General features: G+C 39.4%; 10 protein-coding genes. 2 read left to right on the top strand and 8 right to left on the bottom strand.

The genetic code is table 11. The annotated features are described in order from the left end of the window. Positions 1-16: 16 nt before the first annotated feature. The 5 genes from AC559H_RS10415 to AC559H_RS10395 all read right to left on the bottom strand — a co-directional run bounded on the left by AC559H_RS10415 (position 17) and on the right by AC559H_RS10395 (position 10,581). Complete coding sequence (locus AC559H_RS10415) at positions 17-1,891, bottom strand: hypothetical protein (protein WP_052349591.1); 1,875 nt, start codon at positions 1,889-1,891, stop codon at positions 17-19. Positions 1,892-1,949: 58 nt separating this feature from the next. After that, positions 1,950-3,773, bottom strand: a complete 1,824-nt coding sequence (locus tag AC559H_RS10410; protein WP_306439085.1) for a beta-barrel domain-containing protein — start codon at positions 3,771-3,773, stop codon at positions 1,950-1,952. A 189-nt stretch (positions 3,774-3,962) separates the two neighbouring features. After that, entirely contained in the window at positions 3,963-6,977 is a 3,015-nt protein-coding gene (locus AC559H_RS10405; RefSeq protein WP_026794515.1) for an ABC transporter transmembrane domain-containing protein, read from the bottom strand. Further along, on the bottom strand, positions 6,974-7,726 hold the full coding sequence (locus AC559H_RS10400) for a peptidylprolyl isomerase (protein ID WP_026788892.1): 753 nt from the start codon (positions 7,724-7,726) through the stop codon (positions 6,974-6,976). Before AC559H_RS10400 ends, AC559H_RS10405 begins: the two co-directional genes overlap by 4 nt. A gap of 260 nt (positions 7,727-7,986) precedes the next feature. Then, the gene (locus tag AC559H_RS10395; RefSeq protein WP_051319601.1) at positions 7,987-10,581 is read right to left on the bottom strand and encodes a glycosyltransferase family 2 protein; all 2,595 of its coding nucleotides are present in this window, start codon (positions 10,579-10,581) and stop codon (positions 7,987-7,989) included. 107 nt (positions 10,582-10,688) lie between these two features. Here AC559H_RS10395 and AC559H_RS10390 point away from each other — a divergent pair, with 107 nt between their 5' ends. Further along, positions 10,689-12,392: a glycosyltransferase family protein gene (locus AC559H_RS10390; protein ID WP_051319602.1), complete on the top strand. Its 1,704-nt coding sequence runs from the start codon at positions 10,689-10,691 to the stop codon at positions 12,390-12,392. A gap of 117 nt (positions 12,393-12,509) precedes the next feature. Beyond that, positions 12,510-13,376 (top strand): hypothetical protein, encoded by an 867-nt coding sequence (locus AC559H_RS10385; RefSeq protein WP_026788894.1) that lies wholly within the window; start codon positions 12,510-12,512, stop codon positions 13,374-13,376. Positions 13,377-13,571: 195 nt separating this feature from the next. On the opposite strand, the gene AC559H_RS10380 is transcribed toward AC559H_RS10385, so the two are convergent. The 3 genes from AC559H_RS10380 to AC559H_RS10370 all read right to left on the bottom strand — a co-directional run bounded on the left by AC559H_RS10380 (position 13,572) and on the right by AC559H_RS10370 (position 18,933). Further along, a complete protein-coding gene (locus tag AC559H_RS10380) occupies positions 13,572-15,569 on the bottom strand; it encodes a calcium-binding protein (protein ID WP_026794513.1) in 1,998 nt (665 codons plus the stop codon). 373 nt (positions 15,570-15,942) lie between these two features. Beyond that, entirely contained in the window at positions 15,943-17,205 is a 1,263-nt protein-coding gene (locus AC559H_RS10375; RefSeq protein WP_026794512.1) for a glycosyltransferase family 4 protein, read from the bottom strand. Between the two features lie 150 nt (positions 17,206-17,355). Beyond that, positions 17,356-18,933, bottom strand: coding sequence for a sulfotransferase domain-containing protein (locus AC559H_RS10370; RefSeq protein WP_237745576.1), 1,578 nt, complete (start codon positions 18,931-18,933; stop codon positions 17,356-17,358). Positions 18,934-19,096 lie beyond the last annotated feature (163 nt).

Here is a 19,096-nt window from a genome sequence, read left to right as displayed (position 1 = left end):
AAAACTGAATTAAAGGTTAGTTTTTTTCAAGAATAATATTGACTTCTCCCTTTAACGGGATAAATTCATTCCCATCAGGATTATAGACCCAAGCTTTAACCTTTGTGTTTCCCAAATCATTATCCAATTGTACAGTAGGAATTGTAACTTCCCATCGCGCATAATTATAGAGGGGAGAATTCAATACTTGAGCAATATCTGGACTATTTAAACCAACATTAGCATTGGCAAAAAAGGTTTGTTGATTTCCCCTGGAAAAAAAGACGAGTTGGGGCTGATTTTGTTGCTGGGGAAAAATTGCCCATCCTTTTAATGTCAGGTCATCTTTTGGCTTTAATTTTAATGGTTGATCACCAAAAAGAGGAAAATCAATATAACCATAAAGTTGTTCTGATTCGGTTTTGAATGTGATATTATTTGCCCAATTTCTAAGATTAACGCCCTGAAGTTGTTTAACCCCATCTTGAATCCACCAAGTTGTTTTACTTAATCTTAATAAGCAACGTTCAGGATGGGTTTTAAAGAATTGAGAGTCTTCTAAATAGTTAATTAGTTCTAAGCAGGTTTCCCCCCGTTGTTTATTGATGACATCCGTTTGAGCTTGAGCGATCGCTATTTCTGATTTTACCGCTATTAAACAGACTAAAATTCCCCCGATAAAACTATAAATCAGTTTAGGGTAATAATTTTTTAAATAGAAATTACCTTCTGAAATCATTATAAACCAAAGTTGAATAACGGCAATAATTAATAGTAAAGAATGAGTTGTATATCGAGAGGTATAAATAGCATAATTCGCTCCATAATCATAACGACCTAATGTAATTACAATCGAGCATAGGATAGAAAATATTCCAATCGAAAACCAAGGAGAACATAATTTTATTAAATATTTTTTGTTTTTTAGATTAATCAGACAGTAACTTCCTAAAACAATAAAATTTAAGATAATAATTATTCCGATCCAAATACTAAAATTTTGAGAATTTGTCACGGGCGCAGCAATTACATTAAAAAAGAATTGAATAAAAGTAAATAACTTTTCAAGGAGAGAGAGATTAATTATTTTCGGTTCTTGAGTGTATCCAATTGAATAAATTAAACTTGAACTTAAAAATAAAGTCATCCAAAAAATTAGGTATTTTCTTCTTTGATTCCCTGATTTTGAAATAACTATAACTGAAGGAATTAAAGCTAACCAACTCATTAATCCTTGTGCAGATGAAAAACTGGCAATCAAACAAAGAATCGCAGCCAATAATAGCTTCGTTTTAGGTTTAATTTGATTTTGAGTTAGACCAATTATAATTAATAATATTACAGACTTAACCCCCCCTTGCCCCCCCTTGCTAATGGGGGAGACTAGAAGTGTTGAGTTTTTATCTGGAATTGGGATTAAAATAAAACAACTTAAAATTACGCAAAAGTTGATTAAAAATATAGCAATTTGAAATCCCCAAAGCCAGTTTTCTGATTGAGCTAAGGAGAAAAATATTAAAGCTGTTAATAAATTAGTAAAATGAAAGAAATAATTTTGATTTTTTGAGGTATTAGCAGAAATTTTATATAACAATATAAAGGTTAATATTGCCAATCCTAAACTCAAAAAAAGCTCTAATTTAATATTCCAACTTGAAATAAATCCTAAAGCAATAAAAATTAATCGCGGAAATAGAATACGATGATTATTATGCAGTTCAAATAAGTCTTTAAATTGTAATGTTCCCGTGGCTGTTTTTTCAAATAAAGCAGGTACAACCCACTGATCATAAAAGGGAATATTCACACCAAAGCAAATAATAAATCCCGTTACTCCCAAAATAGGGATTAAATATATCAGCCATAAAATAACAGCAGGAAAAGTGATAATAGAGGAGGATTTTTGAGCCATTAACTATCAATTCAATAACTGCTAGAGACGCGCCATGGCACGTCTCTACTGATTAAAACTACTTCAAGTTTGTAATACTGTTGATCCGACCAGTAAAGCGGTTTAAGAAGATATCTAAGACCGAACGTTTACCGACATTAATCTTAGTATTTACCGACATCCCCGACTGCAAACCAATCTTAATATTTTTATCCTCGTCTAAAACAAAGCTTTGTTTATCCAATTTCACTTTTCCTTTAAACGAAAAATACTGACGGCCTTTTTCGGGATCAGGTTTAATCGCGTCTTGACTCAGCCATTTTAACTGTCCAGAAACCATCCCAAATTGATCATTGGGAAAAGCATCAATGGTTACTTCCACCGGAACACAATCTAGATCAGCAATCCCAATTTCTGCTCGAGCTTCTGGAGAATCTGGACAAATACAATCCTTTTCTGCTTTACATTCAATCACTTCTCCAGCCACGGTTTTGCCATCATAGGGCTGTAGGAATTTACGTTTGACCCGTAGGGCATTTAAAACTAAAGCCAGATCCGTATTTTTAATAAAAATTGTGCCTTCTAATCCTTTATCATCGGCTAAAATTTGCATCAATTTTTCCGTTTGTTGGGCTTCATAATAGGCCTCATTACAACGCTTCATTTTCGGATCGCCGGATTTTAACACTTGCTGATTCACATAATTGCAAATTTCATCCTTATTCATATCGACTTCTGAATTCTGTTTCTTTGAGGGTTTTAAATCATAAATTACCCCCGCCACTGGTGAACGTAAAACTTGAGTATCGCGTTGTTCTTCAACTTTTTCCAGTTGAGCATTAACATCGCCTAATCGTTTTTCGTTTTCTAGTTTATATCGACTGAGTTGAGAGTCAATACTAGCAATCTGTTTTTTGTTTTCTTCAATGCGAAGATACAGGTCTTTTGCCCAAGCATCTTTTGTATTTTGCAATTCTTGTTGAGTTCTCTCAATAGAGGCTAGAACTTTTTGTTTTTCATCTTCTAGGCGTTTAATTTCAGATTGCTGTTTTTCAACATCACCTTTACGCGCATTAATTTCACTTTGACGGGTGGTGATTTGATCCTCTTGTCGTAAAAATTCATTTTGGCTTCTCAAAACCTCCTGTTCCTGACGTTTTTTATTGAGGTCAGACATGGCGCCTTCATCAACTAAAGGGGCAATTTGACCCAAAATAGATTGGTTTAGATCTAAACCTTCTTGAGACTTATTAAGTTGATCCTTGGCTGAATTTAATTGTTCTTCGGAATAGCGAATTTGATTAGTTGCGTATTGCACCTGTTCTCTCGTTGCCCGAATCAAATTTGCTGTCTGTTCCAGTTGTTTATTAAATTCAATAATTCGCCCTTCCACCGCAGACACCCGCGATTGATATTCGGCTCGGTAATTAGTTACAAAACCTGACTGAGCAGAACTATAATTAATCGCTCGACCTTGATTATTATAAAGTTCATTAATCAAAGAACTTAAAACGTTATTTTCTTGGATTCGGGTATCTCGATCTTTAACCATTGTTTCCCATTCAGGCGGTAAAGTTCCTCGACCATTCCCCTGAATAATATTCTTATAGAATTCGTTTTCTTGATTAAGAGTCCCTTGCAAATTAGCTAAAGATTTAATATCCGCGCTGGGGTTTGTCTGACTAAAGGTTAAAAGCGGTTGGTTTTTCTGAACCCGATCGCCATTTTCAACGTGCAATCTAACCACGGCTCCGGTTATTGGGGCTTGAATTTCCCTAGCACCTTCTTTATATTCGAGTTCACCCATGGCGGGAACTGTTTGTTCAACCCGAGAAAAATAAGCCCAAACAACGCCTGATGTGGTGATTAACATAATCAACCAGAGAAACAGATGAGACCACATTGCAGGTTTCTCAAGAATAACCGGTTGATCAACAAGTGATACAGATTTCATAAATATTAATTGGTAAACGGCAACTAGAAACAGGGTTTCTAACAGAAAGATAAATTGATCAGAAATCGGGTTTCTATATAAATCTTGTGTTTGTTACCGATAATCTTGATCACAAACCCGATTTCTAAGGTTTTTTAATTAAGTAGGAGCTTCCTGTTGTTGATACAGGCAGTAATAACGTCCTTTCAGGGCAACTAACTCATCATGATTTCCCTGCTCAACCACAGATCCTTGATCCATCATAATAATTACATCAGCGTTTTTGACGGCACTCAGACGGTGAGTAATAAAAAACACCGTGCGATCGTGAAAGACATCCATCAAGTGATTAATTACAGCCCGTTCCGATTGATAGTCTAGGGCACTGGTGGCTTCATCCAAAATTAACAGTTTAGGATTTTGTAATACCGTGCGGGCGATGGCCACCCGTTGTCGTTGTCCCCCCGATAAAGCCGATCCCCTTTCCCCGACCTGGGTATTGTAACCATTGGGAAGACCCATAATAAAATCATGGGCCGCGGCAATTTTAGCCGCCCGAATAATTTCGTCGCTACTGGCTTCGGGGTTACTCAAGCCGATGTTATCCTGAACCGTTCCGTTAAATAGGAGGGTATCCTGCAATACCACCCCCAATTGACGGCGGACAGAATAGAGTTCCACCTTATTAATATCGTAGCCATCAATTAAAATTCGTCCCGATAGGGGAGCATATAGACGCTGCAATAACTTCATCAGGGTACTTTTACCCGATCCACTCAACCCCACAATCGCCACAAACGACCCAGAGGGAAAATCTAAATTGATGTTAGCCAGTTGCAGGGGCCCTGTGGGATTAAATCGGAAAGACACCTCCTCAAAGGTAACTGACCCTTCAATTTCAGGTAAGGGAATATTATTGCGATCGGCTTCATCGGCTTCGGGAAGGGTATCAATAATATCCCGCAACCGTTCCACCGAAATCGACACCTCTTGGATCTGTTGATAAACACTAATAAACCGTAATAACGATCCTGTAACGTTTCCAGAGATAATCCGAAAGGCAATTAATCCCCCGATGGTCAACTGCTGTTCAATCACCAGATAGGCTCCCACCCATAACAGGGCAATCCCCCCAATTTTATTCAGGAAGTCACTCATGGTTCCCGCGGCCGTTTGGGTGAGAGTGGTTTGTAAACTCGCACTCATGAAACGGGCATACATTCCTTGCCACCGCCAACGGGCTGTTAGTTCAATGGTTTGGGATTTAATGGTTTGAATCCCACTAATCACTTCCACAATATAGGCCATCGAAGCCCCCGCCAAACCTGCCCGTTTGCGGATTAACCGCATAATCACCGGGGAGAAGAGAAAGATAATTCCAGCAAACAGGGGTAGGGGAGCTAAAGCCACCAGGGTCAGAGTTGGACTTAGGGCAACCATCACGGCGATGTAGACCACCGAGAATATCGCATCCAAAACCACCGTTAAAGCTGTCCCCGTTAGGAAGTTACGGATATTTCCTAACTCATTAAAACGGCTCATCAAGTCCCCGACCTGGCGGCTATCAAAGTATCCCAAAGGTAGCCGTAACATATGGTCGATAATTTCCGCCGTCAGTTTGATATCAACGCGGTTGGAGCTATCCACAAACAGATAGGTTCGTAACGCCGTTAATAAACCTTCAAACAGAGCAAACCCTAACAGTAGAATCCCCAGGACGTTCAGAGCATCCATGTTCTGTTGTGCGATCACCGCGTCGATGATCACCATACTCACCAAGGGGTTGACCAAACCAAACACTTGGATGAAAAACGAAGACAGCAACACCTCAACAAATGTTGCTCGATGCTCCATCAAGGCTGGGAAAAACCACCAGAAACTAAATTGTTCTTTTTGGTCAACTCGGGGCGCTTGTAACAGCAGTACCTGCCCTTCCTCACCCCAAATTTCGGCAAACTGCCCTGGACGCATCCGGGCTAAACCCTTTTCCGGGGATGCCAGAATGATTTCCCGTTCGGTAATGCTATAGAGAATAGCAAAGCTATCTTTCCAGACCACCATGGCTGGGGCCTTGAGGCGATTAATAGCTTTGGATGGTACCTGGACTAACTGAGCATTGATTCCCAACATTTGGGTCACGGCCCCGCAAGCCTGCAAACTAATATTACCGACCGTTGCTAACTGATTATCTAAAACTCGACGAACAATATCTTTTTTAAAGCTAATCCCGAAGAACTTAGCAATCATATTGAAGCAGGCGAGGGGCGCGTCAATTTTGCCCTTACCCCGAACCACGGGAAACTTCATGGCCGATTTAGGGACATTAGTTTCCGGGGTCGGGGGTACTTCCGGGGCTGAAGTTACTGCCGATAGGTCGATTCTGCGATTGCCGTTGCCATTATTGGAATCTTGAACACTTACCTCTCCATCGGAGGTTTCTACGGAAGTTTCGACTTCATAAACAGGTTCTCGCAACCCCACTAACCGAACCCCACCGGGCCCCTCCACCTTATAGGATGGATTACTTTCTTCTAATAAAACCCGACTACCTGGGGGAAAACCACCCAAAGTCCCACTACTGACTAACCAAATCCGTTTGGGATCAAGTAGGCTGGTTAATTCTTTGGTTTTCTTATTACCTGCGGCCAGGTTCAGCACAACGGCATCCTGCCCTAGATCAACCGCTAAATTCTTGATATTGTTAACCGGAACAGCCTGGGCCTGTAGATGTTGGCTTAACAGGTCAAAAACTTCACTCAAGCCAGCTTGATCTCGGAATGCTTCTCCAAAAGCCGGTTCTTTTACCACCCATTGCAAAAAATCCGCGGCCGACAAGGTAATACAAATTGTGTCGGTTGAAGCGATCGCGGTTTCACAAGGGACTCCTCGAATTAAGCCCCCCGCACCAATGATTTCTCTGGCTCCGAGCAAGCCCAAACTAACATGGCGTTGGGCTCTAGGATCAAAACCCAGTAATCGAGCCTGTCCTTGATAAATAATCGTGATTTGAGTCGGCAATTTATCCCGCTCAAATATCGGTTGTCCGGTACGGTAGCCCAGGAGTTGACATTTTGGCAACAGGTTCTGAAGTGCCTTTTCCGAAAGCCGATCAAAGGGGCTGGTTTCGGCCAGGAAAGTCTGAATTTGGGATTGAGAAACGGCGGATGTTGTCATGACACAGAAGACACTGAAGTGCGAACAGGTTGTAGTGAGCCAACTTGAGCCATTTGCTCTCGTAGCCAAGTTTCAAACATTTCTTCGATCATACGGCGACGCATGGATTCGTCTAACTGGGCGGGAAGGAATTTTTCTAACCGAATAATCACGAACCATTCTGCCAAGGGGCGCGGTGCCCACAGTTGACCGGGTTGACTCACCGATAACAGTTTACTAATCGCCGGGTGAGGTTGGGATACGGGAACTGGCCCCAAGACCCCCCCAGATCGAGATTCTGGCCCTTCGGAATGATCATGGGCTACCTCAGCAAAGGAATTTTCTCCCTCCGAAATTCTGAAATAGAGTTCTTGAGCCAAGCCAGGATTTTTCGTCCGAATTAAAGAATATACAACTTGATCTAAACCACCTTTGCGAGTCAAAAAATAATTCTCGACTCGACCACCCCAAGTTTCTTGTTTAAATTTTTCAACTTTTACCGGGCGTTCTGCCATTTCCACAAGTTGTTCTGGGGTCATATCATAGGCCGCTAACCAAGCCGATTTTGCTTCCGGGGACGTGAGTTGGTGTTGACTTTCAAATCGTTCGATGGCCGCCGCCTGTTCTGCTTCTGTACAAGTGATCTTAGCGATCGCTTGCTCCAAAATCACTTCTCGCAGAAATAATGGCATTAACTGATAACGCTTGAGCAGAGATGGCAAGTCCTCTGCTGTGATAATAGTGTCTCCGACTTTGAACAATCCTGTCATTGAACTCTCCAACCCACTTTCACTACCCCTTTCAAATTTACCCTTGCTAGTCCTAAATTGACTACTGTATCCAATCTACATTGTCCAAATAATAGCAGACCGTCTACTCCTTACCTTAAATTGATGATCTTTAAATTACCTCAACTTTCGGGAAACTGCTCAAAAAAATTGCTTTTGCCTAAAATGACGCGGATCAATGGTTTCAAGTTCCGGTGTTCGGCTGATCGAACCCTAGTATTGTTATCGTTGATTCAGACTGGCTATCGGTTCAGAACATTGTCCCTTGAATTCAATGCTAAAAAATCAATCATTTTTTTCCTGTAATCATAAATCCTCTGGAGATTAATTTCGGCGAAACCCTCAAAATTCAACTGAGAATATTTAAGATAACACTGGGCGACATAGATCCACAAATCACAAAAAGATGAATCCGTATTTAAGTTTTGAATAATATAAGCCAATAAATTCTCCTGAAAATTAATATATTTTAATCTGTCTTCTGAACACCGAAAACATTGAACTGGAGCAAACAGCCAACTGATAAATTCAGGGAAAAAATATTTAGGAATGATCGCATTTTCGTATATAAAATCAATATCATAAGCTCTTTGATATAACATCAATCCCATCAACCCAGGAATTAAATCACAGGAATACAGACCTTGAGAAAGTTTTTTTCTGATTGATTCAACCCATGATTGTTCAGTCTCACCGACTCCTTGATCAATAATATTACTATTCAATAAATGCTGATAAATTGGACGAATTTCGCTAGAATATCGAGTTTCTAAATCCCCAGGAGTTAAACTTAACCAATATTTAACTAGGGTTTGACGAACTAATTTCAGACACTCTATGACTCTCTCCGTAGGGTTTTCTTGGTATTGATTCAGTAAATTAGTGATTAAATTGAGATAAAATTGCGAGTTAAATAAAGTTTTTTGTAAAACCATCTGTTTAAAAGATTGATTCAAAAAACTATAGCGAGAATCTAGCAAGAGTTTTAAATAAAGTCTTTCATAATCTTTATAATTTTCTTTTTGAACAATATTAACTTGAGTTTGTTGTTTTTTATGAATTAGGAGAGCAGATAATATTTTATCTACAAAAGCAATTTTATAACGTCCCATAATCCTAAACCACATATCAACATCCAAAAGTTGCTGAAGTGTAGAATCAAATTCTCCTAATTCTTCAAAAACTTGTTTAGAAATTAATACCGTTGTCGGTTCTCCAATTTTATTTAATCCTCCGATTAGACAATTAGGATTGGACAATAGATCTTGACCTGATTGTATTGGTTTTAAATCAGACCATTTTTGATGTAAATTAATCGCCCCATTATAAGCAGATTTACAGGTTAAATCAGATTTTGAATCAGGGTCAATCAAAACTTGACGGGGTGAGAAAACCAATCCTATTTCTGGATCTTGTTCTGCTAAATTGACCATTTCTTCAATACAATTAGGTTCTAACCAATCATCTTGAAAAATAAATTTGATATACTTACCTTGAGCTTGTTGAATACAAAAATTTAGATTTTTGACTAATCCATAGTTAGAATGAGTTATAATCCGATAAGGAATAGAACAATTATCTTTAAAAGATTCGGCAATTTTTACAGTTTCATCTGTTGACCCATCATCAGAAATAATAATTTCTAGGTTAGAATAGGTTTGATCTAAAGCACTTTGAATCGCTTTAGATAAAAATTGTTCTCCATTATAAGTCGGAATTAATATACTAACTAGCGGTTGAGATTCAGTTTCACTATGTATATCTAGTTTTTGTTGTAAAATTAGATTCTGATTTTGTACTGCTTCTAGTTGCTTTTTGGTTTGATCAATATCTTGCTGTAATTTCCTATAACTGATAATTTTAAAAATATCATGAGTTCCAGTAAGATGAATTAGATCAGTATATTTAAAGGAATACTGTTTTTCAATATATTCAGCCGATTCAGGATTATTCATCAACCGATATAAGGTAAAAATCCCAAAATATTGATGACTGGGACGGTGAATTTTTAAAGCCAATTTTGCAATTAAAAAATTAAGATCATCAAGGGTAATCGGGGTATTAATCCGTTGCTGTTGAGGAAAAATATTATAAAAATTTTGGCTAACCTCTGGACAGAGATAATGCTCAAGCACTTGAGGGATTCCCCAAGTATGTCGAATCATATTTTCAGCCGTTACACCACTAATATTGCGATCATGAAATCGAAATAAAAGCAAAGGTTCGGGTAGAATATAAATTTCTGATTTCAGACATAAACGTATCCAAAAATCTAAATCATGAATTTGATGTAATCGCGGATCATATAGTCCTACCTGATCATAGCATTTTTTCTTAATTAAAACGCTGGTATTACATAAGGAATTATCAGAGTAAAAAAAAGAATTTAACCACTGAAAACGATTTTTATTTTCTTGAGCAAATAACTGTTGAAAGGAGGATTCTTTACCCTGGTGAAAATCACCATTTTTATCAATAATAATAGCATGGGTAAAAACCGCATCAAATCCGGGGTTTTTATCTAAAAAACTAACTTGCTTTTCAAGTTTATCTGGTAAAAAAATATTGTCAGAATCTAAAATAGCAATTAGTTCTCCCCTCGCCTGACGAATACAATGGTTAGCTGCTGTACTCACTCCTTGATTCTGATCAAAAGAAAAATAGCGAATTCTAGGATCTTTTTTTTCTCGAATAATTTGCAATGTTTGATCCGTAGAACCATCATTAGTGATCACAATTTCAAAATCTTGATAGGTTTGGTTTAAAACACTATCAATTGCTTCAGAAATGTAGGAATCTTGGTTATAAGTTGGAATAATAACGGTGACTCTAGCCATAAAATTTAGGGTGAAAATATGATCAAAAGTTTTTAATTCTAAAATTAACTTGCCAGTGTGACCTAAAACCTGTTATTTATAAAATAGCTCTAGTTTTACTAAAGGTTATGAATAGAGATACTATAGATCAGGTCAATGATCATAATTTGAACCGGAAACCCTCAGAGTTATTGGACTTTTTACCCGCTAATGCTCAAGTCCTGATCGACGTAGGTTGTCGAAATGGAAGTACAGGTTATCATTATAAACGAATTAATCCCCAAAGTTTTTATTGGGGAATTTTAATTGATTCTGAGTTAAGTTCAGAAATAACTCAAGGTCTAGATCAGATTACTCTGAGTTCGATTGATCAATTAGAAACAATCCGGTTAGAACTAGAAGAACAAACCGTAGATTGTTTAATTTATGATGGGATTTTACCCCAAACCAGAAATCCACTCAAGGTTTTAGAATATCACACTCGATGGTTAAAAGATCAAGGTCAGGTTTTAGCTTATATTCCTAATAGTCAGTATTGGCGGAATATTATTGATTTGTTACAGGGAAAATCAGAGATTTCAATTGAAGAAAATATAGATTATAGCGGATTAACTTTAGAAGCTATTCAAAAAATATTCTGGGAAGCTGGATTATATATTTATGAAATTCAAACTCGGGGAAAAAAAGATGATCAGTTTCAAAATTTTCTGCAATTAGTAGAACCTCTTAGGAATATTTTGGGATTAGATCCCAATCGTTTTGCGACTCAAACCGCGGCTGAATTTTATATTGTCCGTGCGATTAAATCATTACAACCTCCCCGTCGTTTGTTGATTCAAACAGCGATTATGGCTCCTACAGGGTGCGATCGCCTGCGAGTATTAGAACCCGATCAATTGAGTGCGACAATACCGGGAACGCGCACAATTTCAGCCTCTAAATCAATTCCCAATGGTTCAATTTTACCTGAAGAAGAAAAGGTTTTTATTTGGCAACGGACGATTTTATCCTATCAGCATCACTTAGAAATATTAAGAAATTTGTTAAAACAGGATTATCTAATTATTGCTGAAATTGACGATAATCCTTTACGCAGACGGGAGTATGCCGATAATCGTTATCTAAGCTATCGTGGCTGTCATGGTGTACAAACTTCAACCGCTCCTTTAGGGGAATTTTTACAACAATTTAATCCCCATATTGCTATCTTTAAAAATCATTTATTGACTTTACCTCCCCCGCGAAATTATTCTGATTCAAAAGTTACTTTATTTTTTGGAGCATTAAATCGAGAACAGGATTGGCAACCGATTATAGAAACCTTAAACCGGGTTTTAATTCAGCATCAGAATTTAGTTAGAGTCAAGGTAATTCATGATCGACGTTTTTTTGATCATTTGGCAATATCTGATAAAGAATTTGAACCCTTTTGCAGTTATGATAGATATAATCAAATTCTCCAAACCTGTGATATTGGTCTGTTACCGTTAACCCCCACTCCTGTTAATCTGATGAAATCGGATTTAAAGTTTTTAGAATGTGCGGGTCATGGGGTTGCGGTTTTAGCTAGTCCAACGGTCTATGAACAATCGGTGATTCATGAAAAAACTGGTTTAATTTATCGCAGTATTCAACAGTTTGAAATGTATTTGAATGAATTAATTATTAATACCTCCCTTCGGCAAAAAATCGCCAATAATGCCTATCTTTGGGTACGAGATCATCGTTTACTTTGTCAACATTATCAACAACGACGAGAATGGTATTTAAAAATGCGAGATAATTTACCCAGTTTAAATCAAGAATTGCGTCAACGAGTCCCAGAATTATGATCACGGATTTAAGGGATTACGCGGATGGCACGGATTATATTTGGGCTTCGTTTAAGTTCTGCTAATTTGTGCTACGGAATATTGGATAATTAATGTTAAAAGGTTTAGTTATAAATTATGCGTATTTTATTTACAATTCCTCACTTTTTTAACCCGGATGGAGATGGGAAACACGCATCTTTAAGTAAAGATCCACGCCCTCGAATTACGGGGTTAGTATTTGCTTTAACTGCTTTGCGGGAACTTTATAGTCAATCTCAGTGCATGATTGATATTGCTCAATGTCAGACTATTCCTGTGAATCAGGAACAAAATTATCAAGTTGATATTGTGATTTGTACCACTCAAGATTATCATTTGCTGGCACAAATTCCCTTACCTTCATGGTTTTGTCAACATTATCCTACCCAGGTAGAACCGATGTTACTGGGATTTCAATGTCATCAAGTTTTGCGTGAATATTTGGGTAAATATGATTATTATTGTTATTTAGAAGATGATTTAATTTTGCGTGATCCCTGGTTATTTACGAAGTTAAATTGGTTTAATCGTCATGCTGGAAATAGTTGTCTATTACAGCCCAACCGTTATGAAGTTTCTCCCCATAGCCAAGCAATTAAAGCCTATATTGATGGAGACATTTTACCCCATGTCACGGCTAATTATCAGAATATTCAAGATCAGCCACAATTTATTGGGAAAGTGATGGAACAGGCGGTTTCATTTAAACGCCCCTTGAATCCCCATTCCGGTTGTTTCTTTTTGAATGCTGAACAGATGGAATATTGGGCTAAACAACCCTATTTTTTAGATCGAGATTGTGGTTTTATTGGGCCTTTAGAAAGTGCCGCAACTTTAGGAATTATGAAAACATTTAAAATTTATAAACCTACGGCTTCCCATGCTAATTTTTTAGAAATTCAGCATTTTGGTTCTGGTTTTATTAATTTAATTGGGCGACAAGTTAAGTATGGCGGGGAATAGGTAATAGGTAATAGGTAATAGGTAATAGGTAATGAGTTTCAGGATTTAAAATAAAAGTGTCCTAACTGTAATGCGTAGTGCTATATAAAAAAACCGAGAAACAATTTCTCGGTCTTTTTTATATTTGAATCTATTGAAATCCCGAAAGTTGAGTAGAGACGTTGCACGCAACGTCTCTACTGGTGTTAACCCAAACTAGAGAACGATCACAATATCAGTTCGGGTTATGGTCGGAATTGTGTTGTTCGGTTGTGCCATGAATGCAACGATATCGGCTGGGTTAGAGCCACCACCACCATCGGAGTCATACCATAGGACTCCACTGGCTTTCTCGTACACTAACACAGGGCCAACACTGGTTGGGGCTTGAGTATTTGCACCACCGCCATCGTAACTGCCTTTATCGAGAACAATAAATTGCTCAAAGGAAATTTCAGTGGTCGGGACACCTGGGCGCAATTCAAAGGCAAAGCCTCCAGGCCCACGGGAGAAGAATAGTTTATCTTCACCAGATTTAAAGTCAGTAATGATGTCAGCAATAGTACCGCTAAGATCGGATTTGAACTGATACAGGAAGGCATCAGAACCTTCACCGCCGACTAATGTATCTCGTTGAGTACCACCTTGCAGGGTATCGTTACCCGCTTCACCGAACAGGACATCACTGCCCGAACCGCCAAACAGGTAGTCATTACCACCACCAGCAATTAGGGTGTCATCTCCGAAACCAACATCCAATTGCGCAGATGGGGCAACGCTACCCCCTTGCAGGAAGTCAGCCCCACTACCAGTAACGATGCTGTCGTTGCCATCACTACCGGAAATGGTGTTGTTGCCGAGGGTGTCAAACAAGACAAAGCTGACTCCGGTGCCTCCCTTGGCTAAACCACCCACAAAGGAAATTTTGTCGTTCCCTTCGACGGAACCTTCACCCAAGAGGCTATCGTTGGTTGTGGTAAAGATAATAGTGTCATCACCGAGACCACCATTATAAATATTAGCCACTGACCCTAAGGCACCGTAGATATAGTCGCTACCCGAACCACCGGATAAGGTGACAGCAGGTACTTTAGTAGCTCCTGGGATATCTAATGTCCAATTTCCGCCATAGAGGGTATCGTTACCATCGCCACCGTCTAATAGGGAGAATTTTCCACTCAGGCTGTCATTTCCGGCATCACCATAGAGGAAATCTGTACTAAAGCCGGCTAGTAAGGTATCATTGCCACCACCACCGTACAGGGTGCTTTCACCGGCAAAGCCCGGTTGACTGGTGCTACCCTGAATGGTCAAAATATTAGGATTGGCTGTGATAATCAAGTCATTGCCTTCACCCCCATACAGGACGTCTTGAAGCGCAAAGCTTCGGATTGTATCGTTACCATCTCCACCCTCAAAGTAGTTCTGGCCTTCTCCAAAGCGACCTACACCACCGTAGAGAGAATCGTCACCAGCCCCACCCAGTAGGGTCGTTTGGCTTACACCAACAATGGCCAAATTCGTTGAGAATTGTTGGGTTGAGAGAGGGTTTTGGATTCTTACGGTGTCATTCCCACTGCCACCATCAAGTAAGTTAAGACTGCCTACACCAACGATGGAGTCGTTATCGTCACCACCGAGGAGGCTATCTCCAGTGTTAATCCCAACAATACTATCTGCGCCAATATCTCCAGAAACATAGTTGTTTCCTTGGTTCAGGCCACCGATAGCCCCACTCACCGCAACCCCTGTGAGGTTACTTTGACCATTGGTACCCACAAATCCTAGGAGGTCTGCTCCTGAACCCCCATACAGGAAATCTCCACCTTGAATACCGCCCAGTAGGGTATCTTCATCTTTATTACCAAAGAGGTAGTTACTGGCAGCCTGACCTATGAGAAAATCTCGGTCTACCCCCCCATAAAGGCTGGCGGTTAAATCTGCCGATAGGGTGTCCCGGCCTGGGCCACCGAGCAGAAGGGTACGAAGTTGTTGAGACCGGATGGAATCATTCCCCTCATTCCCGAAAATTGTGTCGCCAGGGCCTCTGGATGTGAGGATATCATTATCTGTACCGCCTTGTACCTGACTTCCACCGAGGGTAGAAGAAAGGATTGTGTCATTTCCTGCTTCACCCAGAATAGTATCGGGTCTGGGGGCAAAGCCCACATCCTGATCGTAAAATTGTGGCCCCGCGCCTAAAGCTGTTACCATTTGATTTCACTCCTCTGCAATAATGTCATTAGCTCTGTTGGGATGACAGACACTGCCTAAAACACCATAACTTGTTCGGCAGTAGTTTAACCTGTTTGTCTCCAGCAAGTCTAGTCCTTTGTGATCCTTCTTGTCTAGTTGATAGATATGGCAGTTTCGATGGCTGGATTTTATTATCAATTATGTATTGAAAATTTTCATCCTCAACTGGTCTTGAAGCCATCACTCTTAACTCATAAAAGGCACTTTATCTTAACTTGCTTACCTCCGTCAGACGGGTTTATAGACAACAATGTTCCTCATTGACCATTTATTATCTTCTAATCAAAATATCTTCCCGGTGGACGAACGGAACTCAGATCAAGTTCCCACTCTACCCCAAAACCATTGCCGACTCAACCCGGCCAACGGTGGCGGGGAGGGAACGATTGGCGACTTGGGTAATCAGTTGCAGATGTTTTGATAGAAGTTTGCTCAGATCATAACGTTCTAAAGCCGTTTCACGAGCTTTAACTCGCAACTGAGCCATCCGATCAGGATGATCCAAGACTTGATCAACTCGATCCGCAATCTGTTTGGGAGAGAAAAAGTCCACCAGTAAGCCGTTTACCCCATCTTGAATCACTTCCCGCACGGGAGCGGTATCTGAACCCAGGACTAAACAACCTGTTGACATGGATTCAATCATTGACCAGGATAGAACAAAAGGCCGGGTTAAATAAATATGAACATCTGAAGCCTGGATCACTTGCAGATATTGGCCATAAGCTAGAGGCCCAACGAAATGAATTCGGGAAAGATCCAAGGGGATTTTCTTGAGCATATAGTCTTTATAGCTCATGCCGTTGGGTAAAGGTTTACCATAACAAACTCGTTCCGATCCCACAACTACAACATGGCATTTGGGTCTACGTTCCTGAATATAGGCCACGGCTTCGATAAATTCGGGAAATCCCCGATAGGGTTCCATTCCCCGTCCCACATAGGTTACCAGTTCTTCTACACCGGATAAATCCAAATTTGGTAAAACTAATTTAGCACCGGGATTCGGTTTAAAATAGCTAGTATCCACTCCATCATGAAGCACAGAAATTTTTTCGCGCAGTTCCGGGGGAAATTGGGATTGTTGCCAATGGGTGGGTGAAAGTCCCCAATCACAGGAATATAAATCAATTAAAATTGGGGTATTTTTAACCCGAATTCGGGCTTTATCATCAATGCTCAGGGGGTCAGACGGATCGAAGTCCGCATCTGAACCTTCTGCATGATAGAACCACTCGAAATAACATAATAATGGGGTATTTGGAAAGGCTTCTTTGACAAATAAAGTTGGCCCCCAACCGGAATGACCGCAAATTATATCGGGGACAAATCCTTTGGCTTTGAGTTGTTCGGCCATTCTAAATACGGCTTGTCCTTGTAATACTGCACCTTCTAAAACCCGGACATATTGATGGGTGTCTGCACTGGGTTCTCGACTAGGATTAAATACGGCTTTTTCAACTCCGGGAATACTCCATTCAGGACGTTCGTTTTTTGTCCCAAATACAATTTGATTATTGGGATCTGCACCTAATGTTGTAATAATATGGCGATATTGGGCGGGAAAGTTAGGGTGTAAAAATAATGCTTTCATAGGAATAGGGAATAGGGAATTTTAACTCTTAAACTGATAACTGGTAAGGGCGGGTTCTTTTAGATCTTTGTTAATCCCCTAAATCTCGATGAACCCGCCCCTACAACTGATAACTACTAGAGACGCGCCATGGCACGTCTCTACACTGATTTAGATGATTTCAGGTGCTTTACAAACCCAAACGCAGTCTCTTGGTACAGACTCATTATCTTTTCGGATAATTTCATAGTTAAGATGGGTTAAAAATTTCTCCATAATGGTATCAGTCATTAAGGAAAAAGCGGTTCCATGTCGGTTTCCCAATAGGTTTTTATCCCAATCCTGTAAGAATTTTTCCCAGCCTAATTCACTTAATAGATTGGTATGGTGAAAAATACAGAGGCGATCGCCTTTTAATAAAGCGGGGATTCGAGTTAAATAGTTAAAAATATCTCGTGGTTCTATGTGTACCAGGGTGTCATAACAAAAACAAACATCTAGGGAGTTAGGTGCAATTCCATCTAAGGTTAAACCATCTAATTTAACATATCTAACCCGTTCATCTCCCAGACGTTTGTGGGTGGCATTCAGGAGTTCTTTGGAAATATCAGCACAGACCAGACGATCGCAATATTTCAGGAGCAAAGCTGCCGTTTTTCCTCCCCCCACACCAATTTCTAAAACCTGATGGTGTTTCTGAATATAAGGGGCAATAAATTGGTTTTCAATTAGGGCTTCATATTCCGCTAAGGAAGTCGCTGCACCCGCAGCAAATCCAATCCATTCATCTCCTCTATAAACTTCTTCAGATCTGACACTTTGCCAATTTTTAGCATAGTCATCCCAGGCGGATTCATAATCAACTTTTTTCATGATTTTAACTGAGTTTAAGATGGGTTGAGAACTTGTATTTTCAGATAAATCTGGTAATTTAGGCGTTGAATTAGAGAAATTATTGGGGATTTCCCAACTCCAATCTTGACCTAAAAAATCTGTTAATTTTTGGTTAAACGGCTGAAAATAATCTTGTAACTGCTGACGAATAATTGGGTCAATATTGGGATAACTATTAACATTGTATTTATCATAACTCAATAATTGATAATTTGGTAGTCCTAAAAAATCAAAAACTTGATTTACCACTTTTTCGGAATCTGAATATAAATCTTCACTCCTCAGAATCAAAAATTGTTCCCTGGGAAAAAACTTCATCCATCTTTGTAGTTGATCAATATATATTCCCCTGGAAAGGTAGGAATAATGTTGATGGTTAAAACTAAAATAAGTCGGATCTGAACCCATTTTTTCGGCTTCTCCTTGTAGCCGTTGAGTTTCTTGGGCGATCGCATCTTCCAAAGAGAGAGATTCATACCCCAGTTTCACTTCCCAATAATAATGGGAAATCGCCCGATCTACCGGATTTCTCAATAATACAATAAACCGAGTTTTAGGAAAAAATTCATAAATTCGTTGGGGTACTAAGGGATGAAAGAAATAATAGGGAGAACCTTCCCCGCTAATCAATTGCTTTCCATCAGCTTCCGGGGAAAACTGGGATTCATACCATTCTAAACCCTGCTGATAATTTAGCGTAAAAAAATGGATTTCCTTTTGGGTTGCCGCTACAATTTGAGGGTGTTGACATAGATATTGATAGAGGGAATTGGTTCCCCCCTTTTGTACCCCAAGAATGATAAACTGGGGTGCAGTGATCGGTTTTGAATCAATTGTCCTTGCTTGTTGAATCAACGGTGATATGCCTCCAGATTGAGAGTTAAATCATCAACGGGAATAATTCCCATTCGTTCAATTTTGCTATCGTCCAAATCGGGATAACTTTTAAGGAACTGAACAAAATTGAATAAATTTTCAACCCAATTTAGGATTATACTCTAAAGGGTTAACTGTTTCG

Source organism: Planktothrix prolifica NIVA-CYA 540, assembly GCF_963864145.1.
Classification (GTDB): domain Bacteria; phylum Cyanobacteriota; class Cyanobacteriia; order Cyanobacteriales; family Microcoleaceae; genus Planktothrix; species Planktothrix agardhii.
This window is presented reverse-complemented; position numbering and strand designations above follow the sequence as displayed.

Excerpts from the sequence above, each read along its gene's own strand:
- AC559H_RS10415 (WP_052349591.1), bottom strand. The coding sequence starts at position 1,891 with ATGGCTCAAAAATCCTCCTCTATTATCACTTTTCCTGCTGTTATTTTA.
- AC559H_RS10410 (WP_306439085.1), bottom strand. The coding sequence starts at position 3,773 with ATGTGGTCTCATCTGTTTCTCTGGTTGATTATGTTAATCACCACATCA.
- AC559H_RS10405 (WP_026794515.1), bottom strand. The coding sequence starts at position 6,977 with ATGACAACATCCGCCGTTTCTCAATCCCAAATTCAGACTTTCCTGGCC.
- AC559H_RS10400 (WP_026788892.1), bottom strand. The coding sequence starts at position 7,726 with ATGACAGGATTGTTCAAAGTCGGAGACACTATTATCACAGCAGAGGAC.
- AC559H_RS10395 (WP_051319601.1), bottom strand. The coding sequence starts at position 10,581 with ATGGCTAGAGTCACCGTTATTATTCCAACTTATAACCAAGATTCCTAC.
- AC559H_RS10390 (WP_051319602.1), top strand. The coding sequence starts at position 10,689 with ATGAATAGAGATACTATAGATCAGGTCAATGATCATAATTTGAACCGG.
- AC559H_RS10385 (WP_026788894.1), top strand. The coding sequence starts at position 12,510 with ATGCGTATTTTATTTACAATTCCTCACTTTTTTAACCCGGATGGAGAT.
- AC559H_RS10380 (WP_026794513.1), bottom strand. The coding sequence starts at position 15,569 with ATGGTAACAGCTTTAGGCGCGGGGCCACAATTTTACGATCAGGATGTG.
- AC559H_RS10375 (WP_026794512.1), bottom strand. The coding sequence starts at position 17,205 with ATGAAAGCATTATTTTTACACCCTAACTTTCCCGCCCAATATCGCCAT.